At 62.5% G+C, this 13,446-nt stretch carries 9 protein-coding genes; 1 reads left to right on the top strand and 8 read right to left on the bottom strand.

The genetic code is table 11. The annotated features are described in order from the left end of the window. Nucleotides 1-29: 29 nt before the first annotated feature. The 4 genes from KJP28_RS15475 to KJP28_RS15460 form a co-directional block, all read right to left on the bottom strand. Nucleotides 30-1,868 carry an ABC transporter ATP-binding protein gene (locus tag KJP28_RS15475; protein WP_218393536.1) on the bottom strand — a complete coding sequence of 613 codons (1,839 nt, stop codon included), beginning with the start codon at nt 1,866-1,868 and terminating at the stop codon, nt 30-32. Between the two features lies 1 nt (nt 1,869). Continuing rightward, nucleotides 1,870-2,802: an ABC transporter permease subunit gene (locus KJP28_RS15470; RefSeq protein ID WP_218393535.1), complete on the bottom strand. Its 933-nt coding sequence runs from the start codon at nt 2,800-2,802 to the stop codon at nt 1,870-1,872. Between the two features lie 12 nt (nt 2,803-2,814). After that, nucleotides 2,815-3,738, bottom strand: a complete 924-nt coding sequence (gene oppB, locus KJP28_RS15465) for an oligopeptide ABC transporter permease OppB (protein ID WP_218393534.1) — start codon at nt 3,736-3,738, stop codon at nt 2,815-2,817. 69 nt (nt 3,739-3,807) lie between these two features. Next, nucleotides 3,808-5,433, bottom strand: a complete 1,626-nt coding sequence (locus KJP28_RS15460; RefSeq protein ID WP_218393533.1) for a peptide ABC transporter substrate-binding protein — start codon at nt 5,431-5,433, stop codon at nt 3,808-3,810. A gap of 324 nt (nt 5,434-5,757) precedes the next feature. On the opposite strand from KJP28_RS15460, the gene KJP28_RS15455 reads away from it, so the two are divergent. Beyond that, nucleotides 5,758-7,953 (top strand): NADP-dependent isocitrate dehydrogenase, encoded by a 2,196-nt coding sequence (locus KJP28_RS15455; RefSeq protein ID WP_218393532.1) that lies wholly within the window; start codon nt 5,758-5,760, stop codon nt 7,951-7,953. 58 nt (nt 7,954-8,011) lie between these two features. On the opposite strand, the gene KJP28_RS15450 is transcribed toward KJP28_RS15455, so the two are convergent. The 4 genes from KJP28_RS15450 to KJP28_RS15435 form a co-directional block, all read right to left on the bottom strand. Continuing rightward, nucleotides 8,012-8,464, bottom strand: coding sequence for a MarR family winged helix-turn-helix transcriptional regulator (locus KJP28_RS15450; protein ID WP_218393531.1), 453 nt, complete (start codon nt 8,462-8,464; stop codon nt 8,012-8,014). Between the two features lie 201 nt (nt 8,465-8,665). Next, nucleotides 8,666-9,643, bottom strand: a complete 978-nt coding sequence (locus tag KJP28_RS15445) for a TAXI family TRAP transporter solute-binding subunit (RefSeq protein ID WP_218393530.1) — start codon at nt 9,641-9,643, stop codon at nt 8,666-8,668. Nucleotides 9,644-9,668: 25 nt separating this feature from the next. Then, entirely contained in the window at nt 9,669-11,750 is a 2,082-nt protein-coding gene (locus KJP28_RS15440) for a TRAP transporter permease (RefSeq protein WP_218393529.1), read from the bottom strand. Next, on the bottom strand, nt 11,743-13,407 hold the full coding sequence (locus tag KJP28_RS15435; protein WP_218393528.1) for a sulfatase-like hydrolase/transferase: 1,665 nt from the start codon (nt 13,405-13,407) through the stop codon (nt 11,743-11,745). The genes KJP28_RS15440 and KJP28_RS15435 overlap by 8 nt, the downstream gene beginning before the upstream one ends. Nucleotides 13,408-13,446 lie beyond the last annotated feature (39 nt).

The raw sequence follows: 13,446 nt of genomic DNA, 5'->3' as shown, positions 1-13,446 counted from the left end.
CGGAAATATAACCACAAGGAAATCTATTACTAAAGAGGTTCGACGGCTATTTCATGCGTCATGGGGTGCGCGGCCAAGATCACGTCAAGCGGATCATGTTCGGCCACCCAATGCCCCGGCGCGATCTGTTCGAGGCGCGGGGTGTAATCTTCGTCGCCTGACTTCAGCTTCGACGGCAGGAATCTGAGAGACGCCTTCGGGTCGAGGGGCGAGGGCAATTCGCCGGGGATGCGGATGCGTTCGCGGGTGCGTTCGAGCTCGGGATCGGGGATCGGGACCGCGGAGATCAGCGCCTTGGTGTAGGGGTGGACTGGGTCTTCCACGATCGTGCCGGCATCGGCCAGTTCGACGATCCGGCCGAGGTAAAGCACCATAATCCGGTTCGAGATGGCGCGCACCACGGAGAGGTCGTGCGAGATGAAGATCATCGACATGCCGAACTCAGCCTGAAGATCCTTCAGGAGCTGGACGATCTGCGCCTGGATCGACACGTCGAGCGCCGAGACGGCTTCGTCGCAGATGATGAGTTTGGGCCGGTTGATCATGGCGCGGGCGATACCGACGCGCTGATTCTGGCCGCCGGAAAGCTCATGCGGGTAGCGGTTGAAGAAAGCGGTTTCCAGCCCGACCCGCTCCATCATCTCCAGCACCTTTTCCTTGCGCTCGGCCTTGGTCAGCCCCGGTTGGAACGTCTTGAGCGGTTCTGCGATACTGTCGGAAATGGTCATCCGCGGGTCGAGCGAGGCGAGCGGGTCCTGAAAGACGATCTGCATGTCCTTGCGCGACTTGGTGAGGCTGGACTTGTCGAGGCGCGTGAAGGACGATCCGAGCCAGGTCACGTCGCCCCCCGTCGGTTCGATCAGGCGCAGGACGGCGCGGGCCAGAGTGGACTTGCCGCAGCCCGACTCCCCCACCACGCCAAGCGTTTCACCTTTCGCAAGGTCGAAGGTCACGCCGTTCACGGCCTTGAGCGGAATGGTGCGCCCGAAGAAGCCGCCCTTCACGCGGATCGGGAAATGCACCTTGATGTCGTCGGCCGAGAGAAGCGGCTCGGCGTCGTCTTCGGTGCCTTCCGGTGCGCCTTCGTCGTCGATGCGCGGCATCGCATCGAGGAGTTTGCGCGTATAGTCGTGTTTCGGTGCGGTGAAGACCTGCCCCACCTCGCCGGATTCGACGTATTCGCCCAGCTTCATCACCTCGATCCGGTCGCACATGCGGGCAACCACCCCCATGTCGTGCGTGATGAGCGCGATGGCGGTTCGTTGCTGAAGCTGCAATTCATGCATCAGGTCGAGGATTTCGGCCTGCACCGTCACGTCGAGGGCCGTTGTCGGCTCATCCGCGATGAGGAGTTTGGGTTCGCAGAGCATCGCCTGCGCGATCATCACGCGCTGGCGCATACCGCCGGATAGCTCATGCGGGTATTGCGTGAGGCGGCGCTCGGCTTCGGGGATCTGCACGCGGTTCAGCCAGTCGAGGCAATGCCGGCGGGCCGCGGTGCCGGACATGCCCTTGTGGACCTTGAGCACCTCGGCCATCTGGTCGCCCACTTTCAGATGCGGCGTGAGCGCTGTCAGAGGGTCCTGAAAGATCATGCCGACATCCGCGCCGCGTAGCTTGTTCATTTTCGACACCGGCAGGTTCAGAATCTCGTTGCCCTGAAATGTCACCGATCCGGTCGCCTTGCCGTTGGGCGGCAGGAGGCCCATCGCGGCCATGAAGCTCTGCGATTTGCCGGAGCCGGATTCCCCGACGATTCCGAGACATTCGCCCTCGGCAATATCGAATGACACGCCCCGGACGGCTTCGACGGGGCCGTCGTTCGTTTGGAATGTCACGGTCAGGTCGCGGGCGGACAGAACACTCATGTCAGCGGTCCTTCGGGTCGAGCGCGTCGCGTAGTCCGTCACCGATGAAGAACATGGTGATGATGATCGCGACGTAGAAAAAGAGCGGATAGAGAAGCTGCCATGTCGTGCCGTAGGCCATGGTGCCTGCGCCTTCGGCGATGAGCTTGCCCAGTGAGGTATATGGCTCGGAAATGCCGAGGCCCAAGAACGAGATGAAGCTTTCGGTCAGGATCATCTCGGGCACGAGCAAGGAGGCATAGACGATTACCACGCCGATCAGGTTGGGAAGGATGTGGCGGATCATGATGGTCACCTCGGACACGCCGGCGGCGCGGGCAGCCTCGATGAATTCGCGGGTCTTGAGGCTGAGGGTCTGGGCGCGGACGATACGGCTCATGGTCAGCCAGCCGACAGCGCCGAGGGATACGAACAGCATGAAGAACGAGCGCCCGGCGATGACGAGGAACAGGATGATGACCAGTGTCAGCGGGATCGCCAGAAGGATGTCGACGAAGCGCATCATGGCGCTGTCGACGCGGCCGCCGACATAGCCCGCCACCAGTCCGTAGGTCGTGCCAATGATAAGCGCGGTGGCGGCACCGATGAGGCCGACCATGAGGGAGGTGCGGGTCGCCTGGATCACGCGGGAGTAGAGGTCGCGCCCCAACTCGTCGAGACCGAAGAAGTGACCGTTGGCGATCGAGGGCATCCCTTCGGTGGCGATGTTGCCCATGCGATCCCAGTCGATCTCTTCGTTCGACCATTGTGCGAACAGCGGCCCGATCAGGACGAAGAGGATGATGAGTCCGAGCACGACGACCGAGGCCATCGCCGCCTTGTTGTGCGTGAAGCGGATATAGGCGTCGTGGAGCAGCGAGCGCCCTTTGACCGGGATCACGTCGGTGACGTCGTCTGCGAGTTGGGCGGCTTTCTGCGAGCTTCCAAAGACCATCTGATGCCTCCCTCAATACCGGATTTTCGGGTCGAACCACGCGTAGGCGAGGTCGGTGAGAAGGTTCACCAGCACGGTGAGCCCGCCATAGAGGATCGTGACCCCCAGAAGCACGGCGTAGTCGCGGGTGAGCGCGGAGCCGACATAGGCCTGCCCCAGCCCGCCGGTGGAGAAGTAAAGGTCCACGAAGACCGAGCCGGTCAGCACGTAGACGAAGACGGGGCCGAGATAGCTGACCACCGGGAGGAGCGTGGGTTTCATCGCGTGGCGCCAGATCACGGTGCGCGTGGGAAGGCCCTTGGCCCTGGCGGTGCGGATGAAATTTGAGTTCATGACCTCGAGCATGGAGGACCGCGTCAGGCGTGCGATGTTGCCCATGTAGGACGTGGACAGCGCGATCACCGGCATGATGAGGTATTCCCATTGCCCGCCGTTCCAGCCGCCGCCGGGCAGCAGGCCCAGCCAGAGCGTGAAGGTCAGGATGAGGATCGGGCCCATGATGAAGTTCGGCAGTGCCTGCGCCGCGATGCCCAGGGTGACGGCGAAATAGTCGATCCATGTGTTGTGCTTGATCGCTGCCCAGACGCCCAGGCTGACGCCGACGATGGTCGCGGCGAGGAAGGCCAGAGAGCCGTAGGTCAGCGAAATCGGGAAGCCCTGCGCGATGATGTCGTTCACGTCGCGGTCCTTGAACTTGAAGGACGGGCCGAAATCGAAGTGCAGGACGATGTTGACGAGGTAATCCCAGAGCTGCTTCCACAGCGGCTGATCCAGCCCGTAGCGCGCCTCGATATTGGCTAGGACGGCGGGTGGCAGGGGGCGTTCAGAGGTGAACGGGCCACCCGGCGCAAAATGGATCAGGAAGAAGGACGCGACGATCAGGATCAGGATCGTGGGAATCGCGATCAGGATGCGCTTGGCGATATAGACGAGCATGGGGCCTCAACCAAAGGGCCGCGCCCCCGGGGAACCGGGAGCGCGGGAGCGGTCAGGATTGGAACGGGTTCATTCCGCGATCTTGTAGAGATCCTTGGAATACCAGTTCTGCTCGACGTTATCGACGGGCCAACCGCCGAGATCGGTGTCGAGCATGTAGACACCAGCGTAGTGATAGACCGGGATCACCGGCATCTCTTCGTTGAGGATTTCCTCGACTTCGGTGTAGAGCGGCGAGGTATCGTCCGAGGTCTTGGCTTCGGCCAGAAGCTCGTCCACGCGGGCGTTGGAATACTTGCCGTCGTTGTAGCCCGAGTCGCTGTCGAGCAGGTCGAGGAAGGTCGAGGCTTCGTTGTAGTCGCCGCACCATGCGCCGCGGGCCATTTCGAAGTTCTGGTTGCCGCGCTCTTCGAGGAACACTTTCCATTCCATGTTCGCGAGCGTCGCCTGAACGCCGAGCTTGGATTTCCACATCTGGCTCAGGGCCACCGCGACTTTCTCGTGGTCGTCCGACGTGTTGTAGACCATTTCGAATTCGAGCGGATTGTCCGGGCCGTAGCCTGCTTCGGCCAGAAGGTCCTTGGCCATCTGGTCACGCTCGGCCTGATCCATCCCGGCCCATTCCAGCGCCGGGGGTTCGAAGCCCGCGACCGCGGCGGGAGTGAAGGTGTAGGCCGGCGGCTGGCCACCCTGCATGACCTTCTCGACGATGATGTCACGGTCCACAGCCATCGCCAGCGCCTTGCGCACGTTCACGTCCTTGAAGGCCTCGGGGCCAGAGTCGGATACGTTGAAGGTGTAGTAGTAGTTACACAGGCGCGGGAAGCTCGTCGCCTGGTCCGGGTATTCCTCGGACAGTTGCGGATACTGGCCGGCCGGAATCTCGGTGCGGTCGAGTTCACCGGCGAGATAACGGGTCAGTGCCACGTTTTCGTCGTTGATGACGAGCGCCACGGTCTTTTCGATGATCGTGTTCTCGTTGTCCCAGTACATCTCGTTCCGCTCACGGGTGGACCGTTCGTTCGGAAGGTGTTCGGTCAGCACGTAGGCGCCGTTCGAGACGATGTTTTCCGGTTTGGTCCAGTCATCGCCATGTTCCTCGATGACCGCTTGTGGCGCCGGGAAGGTGGTGGCGTGCGTGGTCATCTGCGGGAAATAGGGCAGCGGCGCGGACAACTTCACCTCGAACGTATAGTCGTCGACGGCAGTCACGCCCAGTTCGGACGGCTCCATCTCACCCGCGATGATCGCGGCGGCGTTTTCGATCGACATGAGCTCCATGAACCACTGGTAGGGCGAGGCGAGCGCGGGATCGACGGCGCGCTTCCACGCATAGACGAAATCGTTGGCCGTCACCGGGTCGCCGTTGGACCACTTGGCGTCTTCGCGGAGCGTGAAGGTGTAGGTTTGCTTGTCCTCCGAAGCCTCGTAGCCCGTGGCCACGCCCGGGATGAGGTTGCCGTCGGCGTCCTGATTCATCAGCCCTTCGAAAAGGTCGCGGACGATTTCGGAGCCGGTCACATCCTCGACCACCTGCGGGTCGACGGAGGAATGTTCGTCGAGCACGCGATAGGTGAACGTCTGGTCATCGGCGAGCTCCGTGCCTTCGGGCACGTTGGGTGCGGCGAAGGCCGCGCTTGTGATCATGGTGGACGACAGGAGCGCCGCCACCGAGATTTTCGTAAATTTGGTCATATTTTTTTCTCCCCGTGTCTGGTTGCCGTTCGAGCGGCGATTCTGCGCTCGGGCCTTTTTCGATTGGACAACTGTAACGGGCAACCACGGTGTCGCAACCAATTGCAATGTTGACCCCGCGCAAGCTTGCGTGAATTTGCTCAAATTCCAGCTTGTACCGTTCCGTACATCGCCAAAAGGCAGGTTTGCCGAAAGATTTTGACGGTATACAATGGCACACATTGACTTGTGTCGCGGCGTCATTTACCCGACACGCAAGCAAGGCAGGGTGCGAGTCCCCGCCCCAATCCCGGACATCACCCCGGACCTGACGGAGACCCGAACATGAGCGATACCCCCGACATCATCTATACGAAGGTTGACGAAGCCCCGGAGCTGGCAAGCCATTCGCTCCTCCCGATCATCTCGTCTTTCGCCAAGGCCGCCGATATCGACGTCGAGTTGCGCAACATCTCGCTCGCGGGCCGTGTGCTGAGCCAGTTCCCGGACTACCTTACGGACGACCAGAAGGTGTCGGACGATCTGGCATGGCTGGGTGAAATCGTGAAGAAGCCGGGCGCGAACGTCATCAAACTGCCGAACATCTCGGCCTCGGTCCCGCAGCTCGTCGCGACGATCAAGGAATTGCAGGGTCAGGGATACGCCCTGCCGGACTATCCCTACGAGCCGTCCACGGACGAGGAAAAGGACGTGCGCGCCCGTTACGATACGGTCAAAGGCTCGGCGGTGAACCCGGTTCTGCGCGAAGGCAACTCGGACCGCCGCGCCGCGAAAGCCGTGAAGAACTACGCGATGGCCAACCCGCACCGCATGGGCGACTGGTCGTCGGATTCGAAGACGCATGTCGCGTCCATGCCGGGCGACGATTTCTACGCCAATGAGACATCGGCGACGATCAGCGCGGATCAGACCGGGGGCGCAAAGATCGTCTTCACCGCCGAAGATGGCACCGAAACGGTGCTGAAGGATGGGCTGTCCTATGACGAAGGCACCGTTGTCGACGCGACCTACATGTCCGCTGCGACCTTGCGCGACTTCATCAGGAAAGAGATCGACAGCATGGAGCCGGGCGTTCTGTTCTCGGTCCACCTGAAGGCGACGATGATGAAGGTCTCGGATCCGATCATCTTCGGCCATTTCGTGGCGGTCTACCTGGAAGACTTCATCTCCAAGCATGGCGACAAGCTCAAAGAGCTTGGCTGGAACCCGAACTCGGGTCTTGGCGACCTGGAAAACCGGATCAAGGGCGATGCGACGCTCGAGGCCGACTACAAATCCGTGATGGATGCGCAGCCGCCGATGTACATGGTCGACTCGGACAAGGGCATCTCGAACCTGCACGTGTCCTCGGACGTCATCATCGACGCCTCCATGCCCGCGGTCATCAAGGCCGGCGGCATCGGCTGGGGACCGGATGGGGAGCCTGCGCCGACCAAGTGCTGCATTCCGGACAATTGCTATGCGCCGGTCTATGACGAGACCATCGAGTATTTCAAACAGACCGGGAAGCTCGACGTGACCACCTGTGGTGCCGTGTCGAACGTGGGCCTGATGGCTCAGAAGGCCGAGGAATACGGCTCGCACCCGACGACGTTCGAGATTCCCGCCAAGGGCAAGGTCGAGATCGTTCTGGACAACGGTGGCGTGCTGCATAGCCATAACGTGGATGCAGGCGACATCTGGCGCTCGGCCACGGCGAAGAAAGCGCCGATCCTCGACTGGATTCAGCTTGGCATCGACCGCACCAAGGCGACCGGCAAGGCTGCGTTCTGGCTCGATGAGAACCGCGCGCATGACGCCGAACTGATCGCTTATGTGAAGCCGGTGCTGGCGGAACAGGGCATCGACATTCCGATCATGGCCCCGCGCGAAGCCACGCGTTTCACGCTTGAAACCATGCGCGACGGCGAGGATTGCGTCACGATCACCGGCAACGTGCTGCGTGACTACCTCACCGACCTGTTCCCGATCCTGGAACTGGGCACGTCGGCCAAGATGCTGTCGATCGTGAAGCTGATGAACGGCGGCGGGCTGTTCGAGACCGGCGCGGGCGGCTCGGCCCCCAAGCATGTCCAGCAGTTGATGGAAGAAAACCACCTGCGCTGGGACAGCCTTGGCGAATTCTGCGCGCTTGGTGAAAGCTTCAAGTTCCTCGCGGATGCGCAGAGCAAGGCGAGCGCTCAGGTGCTCGGCGAAGCCGTGGAAGCGGCGACACAGAAGGTGCTGGAGAACGGCAACAGCCCGGAGCGCAAGGTCGGCCAGAACGACAACCGCACCAGCCATTACTGGTTCGCACGCTATTGGGCCGAGGCGCTGGCCGCGCAATCGGACGACGCCAAACTGGCCGAGCACTTCAAGCCGGTTGCAGCGGCCATGGCCGAGAAGGAAGCGCAGATCATCGAAGAGTTGATGGCGGATCAGGGCAAGGCCGTCGATCTTGGTGGCTACTACCACGGCGACGAGGAAAAGACCTATGCGGTCATGCGCCCTTCTGCGACGCTGAACGCGATCGTCGACTGATCGACACGAGCATGATTACCGGCGGGCGGGCTTCGGTCCGCCCGTTTTCGTTTGCGGGTCAGGCGGCGTTTCCCCTTGTGCCATTGCCACGCGACAGGCGGTCCGACACCTTGTCGATGATGTCGAAGAAGGCCAGGCGTTTCTCGTCTGGAATTCCTTCGAACAGGTGGTCGTTCAGGTCGCGTGTTGCCGCGCGGATGCGATCCAGCAGGGCCGCGCCATCGGTCGTCAGGGTCAGCGCGTTCACGCGGCGATCCTGAGACACCCTCTGTCGGGCGACGAGGCCGCGTTCCTCCAGCCCGGACACGATCTTGGTTACGGCCGATTTCTTCAGCACCACCGCAGTCGCGACATCGTTTTGCGAAATGCCGGGGTTCTGCCCGATGACCGACAGCACACCGACTTCGCCCATCTCGATCCCGAGCGCGTCGATCAGCGCCTGCCCGTCGGGGCGAAGCAATGCCTGAAGGGTGCGTAGTCTGAATGGAAGATCGTGGGCAAGCTGGCCCATGTCGATCTTCTTGCCATCTGATGTGATACGCTTAATCGGTCGATTCCCCATCCATGAGAAAGCTTTAGCCCACCACCGGGGGCTTGGCAAAGCGGTGCGCGTTCCCCCTCCTGCCCGTTCGATCTATCAGAGACGGACGCGCGGGAACGCGTAAGCGCCCGACCTGAGCCGGGCGCTGAGGTTTTGGCGTTGTCTGGGTGCTCAGAGCGCGCCGACTTCTTCGTAGTAGCGGCGGGCACCGTCGTGCAGCGGCATGTTGCCTTCGTATTTCACGGCTTCTTCGAGCGAGATTGCCTTGGCCCAGGGTGCGTCAGACGTGATCGAGTCGAGGTTTTCCCAGAAGGCCTTGGTGATCCGGTAAACGGTCTCTTCGTCCAGATCCGCGCGCACGGTGATTCCGACCGAGGTGTTGTGGCTCGTCACGGCTTCTTCGTTCACCTGCCGGCCGTACGCGCCCGGTGCGATTTCTTCCAGCGTGCGGTAGGAGCCGAGGAATTTCTCGACGGCTTCGCCTTCATGGCTTTCGGGGCCGATAAATCGCACGTCTTCGGTCTCGGTGATCTGGAGGAACTGCTGGCACGGGTCCATGCAACCGTTCACGTAGAGGTCGATCTTGCCGTCGAGGAACGACTGGAAGCCGGTGGCCCAGTTCGCGGTAATGGCCTCGTAATCCTCGCCCGCGACGAGCCCCGTGGTCGCTTCGATCCAGCCGCGCGCGGTGGCGTAGGCTCCGCCGCCTGCTGGCCCGAGAAACACGGTCGCGCCTTCGATGTCGTCGAGCATCTCGATCCCGCTGTCGGGGCGCACGGTGTAGTGGTAGGCACCATAGGGGAACCACATGATGAGGCGCAGGTTTTCCGACAGGGCCGGGGCGTCGGGCTCGTTCGCATACATCGCGGCACCCTTCTGCATCAACGGATAGATCGATGGCGAGGTCATCGACATATCCAGGTTGCCGCGCGCGACCTCGACCATGTGAAGCGTCGCGGCACCGCCGCCCGCGACCTCGATTTCGACATCGTCCAGCTCGTTGTTCACGAGGTTGGCGAAGGTCGACATGGTGATCGCCGGGCCGAGGCTCGGCTCGATCGTCGCCATAGTCAGGTTCTGGGCCTGTGCCTGTGCGCCGGCCCCGATGGCCAGAGCCGCGGCGAGCGATGCGTGTTTGAGATGTTTCATATAATCCTCCCTGATATGCGTCCCGTTAAGCCGGGACCGTGTTTCGCGACGCGACCCATTCCCGCAGGATGAGTGCGACACCCAGACCCGCCGCGGGTATCGCGACGAGCATGTTCGGAGCGAGCGCGGCGAAGCCGATGACGACCCGCAATATGCGCTCGAGTTTCGTGAGATGCGCGCGGTCGAACCCGGCGAGGCCGGAGCTGATCAGCCACATTGCAAGCGTGAAAGCCATAACGATCCAGCCGAGATCGCCCCAGCTCACGGTGGTGATGTCGATCATCGCACGGCTGTCCACCTCTTCCCCGCCAAGGATGACGAAGAGCGACTGGAGCTTGTAGAGCACCGCCGGGTGGTAGACGAAAACGAAGGGGATGAGGAATCCGGCCAGCGCGATCTTGGCCGCTTCGAACCCGGTGCGGATCGGGTTCGCGCCCGCGATGGGCGCTGCTGCGAAGGCCGCGAGCGCCACGGGTGGTGTCACCGTTGACATCATGGCGAAGACCACGACGAAGAGGTGCAGCGTCAGGGGGGCGAGGCCGACCGTGTCAATCCCCGACGACAGGGCGATGACGATGATGAAGTAGGTCGCACCGGGCGGCAGCCCCATGCCGAGGATGATCGCGCCAAAGGCGACCACGAGGAGCACGATGGGCAAAGCGCCGGTCGCGATCTGCGCGAGAAGAAGCGACAGGCGGCCCGCGAAGCCGGACGACTGGATCAGCCCGACGATCAGGCCGATGGCCGTCACGACGACGATCATGCCTGCGATCATGCGCCCTGCATCCGCCATCGCGCGCCAGACCTTGCCGAACGAACGGAACTCGGGGAACAGCACGAGAGACGAGCCGAGTGCGGCGATGATGCCGTAGAACCCGGCCTTGGGCACGGAGGGCTGCGAGAACAGGAAGTAAGACAGCGTGCCGAGCGGGATCACGAAGACGAGGCATTTGACCCATTCGGAGCGGGTGAGAGCCGGGCGTTCCGCGCGCGGCAGGCCACCGATCCCGAGGCGGCGGGCTTCGAAATAGACCGCGAGGAAGGTGCCGAGGTAGTAGAATATCGCGGGCACGATGGCGGCGACCACGATGTAGCGGTATTCGAGCCCGATCTGGCCCGCGACGAAGAAGGCGACGACGCCCATGACCGGCGGCATGATCTGCCCGCCCGTGGAGGCTGCGGCCTCGACGGCGCCCGCGAAGGCCGGGCGGAAGCCGGAGCGTTTGATGACGGGAATGGTCATGGTTCCGGTGGAGACGACGTTCGAGATCGCCGCGCCCGACAGCGTGCCGAACAGGGCAGAGGACGCGATGGCCGCATGGGCCGCGCCGCCCGTCAGGCCGCCCGAGATCCGGTTGGCGATTTTCATCAGGAGATCGCCTGCCCCCGACGCCATGAGGATCGCGCCGAAGACGATGAATACGAGCACGTTCGCGGTCACGACCTGCACGGGTTGGCCGAACATGCCGCCGGTCTGCGCCCAGAAGTTCAAGAGCATCTGACGCAGGTTCTGAGCGAAGGTGGCCTCGGACCCGGCGAGGATGCCTGTCCAGTCGGGCAGGAGGCCGCGCAGGAAGAAATAGGCGACCCAGAACAGGCAGAACCCGACGATGAACCCGCCGAACATGCGGTAGGTCATGTAGAGCGTGATCGCGGCGGCGACCGGGAAAGCGATGTAGTCGATCCGGTCGATCCGGGGGATCGCGCCCGCGTCGCTGGCGAAAATCTTCACGATCCAGATCGTGAAGGCCGCGGTCGCGGCCAGCGCCATGAGCCAGTTGAGCCAGCGCAGGGCGGGGGATTGATGGATCTTCAGGGCCGAGACAACAAACGAGAGGATGATCGGAATGCCGATTATGAGCCCGGTGGGGCGCAGGAAGTTCTGTTCGAAGCTGCCCAGCGCCATGCCCATCCAATGTTCGCGCATCGCGAAGCGCTGATCCCGACGTGAGAGTTCTTCCCAGCCTTCGGTGGTGTTCTGGATGAACCACGTCACGAAATCATTGAGCGGGCCCGAGGCGGCGTAGATCACGGCGACGAGCGAGAGGGCGACCGCGACCATGTTGGACACCTTGCGGTCGACGGGGTGTATCGTGAGATCAGCCATCCTGACCGGCCTCCTGTTTCGTCCAGATCTGCCGCGCGCGGCCGCGGTATTTCTCGGTCCATTCGTTGGGGACTTCGGTCCCGTCGACGAGGAAGGGAAGGATGCCTTTGCGGGCTGACGCACCGCGCATTGCGGCGAGATCGGCGTCGGAGCGGGTGACGCGCTGCGCATTGCGTCGACCCCATTGGGCGAGATGGCCATACATGCGGTCGATGATCTCGGCCTGCGCCGTGTCCGCGCCGAGATCGTGGAATTCGTCCGGATCGTTTTGGGTATCGAACAGCATCGGGCGGAAGCCGCCCTCGGCATGGATGAGCTTGTAGCGACCGTCATAAACCATGAAGAGCCGGGCATCGTCGTTGGACACGCCCAGCGCGGCGCGCATCGGTGTGACGGAATAGTCGTATTCGCTGATGACGAAGTCGCGCCAGGTCTCCGGCGTCTCGCCCCGCAGGAACGGCATGAGCGAGCGCCCCTCGACGATATGGGTCGGCACCTCGCCGCCCGCCGCTTCGATGAATGTCGCGGTCAGGTCGATCTGTTCGACAAGGGCGTCGCAGGTCGTGCCGCGGGTGGCATCGGCTTCGGGCCGGGGATCGTAGACGATCATCGGGACTTTGACCGACGGCTCATGGAACAGATCCTTTTCGCCGAGCCAGTGATCGCCCAGGTAGTCGCCGTGATCCGACGTGAGCACGATCATCGTGTCGTCCAGTTTCCCGGTCGTTTCCAGATGGCCGAGAAGCCGCCCAAGCTGGTCATCACATTGCTTGATAAGCCCCATGTAGGCGGGGATCACCTTGCGGCGCACGTCGTCCTGCTGGAACGCTTGCGCGATCTTGTTCGCCATGAACGCGCCGTAGACGGGGTGCGGATCGCGTTGCTCGGTCGGGTGACGTTTCGGGGCCGGCACGTGGTTCGGCCCGAACATGTCATGATAGGGGGCCGGGACGATGTAGGGCCAGTGCGGTTTGATGAAGCTGACATGGGCAAGCCACGGCCCTTTTGCCTCATCGACAAAGCGCATCGTCTCGGAGGTCAGCCACGGGGTCTCGCTGTCTTCCTCACGGATGTTGGCGGGTTTGTCGGCGTTGGCGAACATCCAGCCAGAGGCGATGTTCCCGTCCTCGTCCACGCCCGCGTTGGCGTAGTCGGCCCAGGGGTTTTCACCGTCGTAGCCCTTGGATTTGAGGTATTCGTTATAGGGCGAGCGTTTCTGGTCATAGAACCCGTCCGGCCCCTGCCCCCAGAGCCCGTCGTCGCGCACCCAGGCGTCGAAGCCGCATTCGGCCTGTCGCGCGCCGATCACGCTGTCCGGCGCGAGACCGAGGCGCGTCATACCTTCCGCGTCCACTTTCATATGCGTCTTGCCGAGCAGGTAGGCGTTCATACCGAGCTTGCGCAGATGGTCTCCGAGCGTCACCTCGCCCACGCGCAGAGGAAACCCGTTCCATTGCGCGCCGTGGGACGAGGCATACCGACCGGTGTAGGTGGACATGCGGGAGGCACCGCAGACCGGCGATTGCACATAGGCCTCGGTGAAGCGCACGCCCATCGCCGCGACGCGGTCGAAGTTCGGCGTTTCGAGATGCGGATGCCCCGCACAGCTCAGGTAATCGAACCTGAGCTGATCATACATGATGAACAGGATATTCAATTTTTCCTCCCAGACCGGATTTTCACCCGGTCCGATGAG

This window comes from Maritimibacter dapengensis, from assembly GCF_019218265.1.
GTDB lineage: Bacteria > Pseudomonadota > Alphaproteobacteria > Rhodobacterales > Rhodobacteraceae > Maritimibacter > Maritimibacter dapengensis.
Note: the sequence above shows the minus strand (reverse complement) of the source record. Positions and strands in the feature narration are given on the sequence as shown.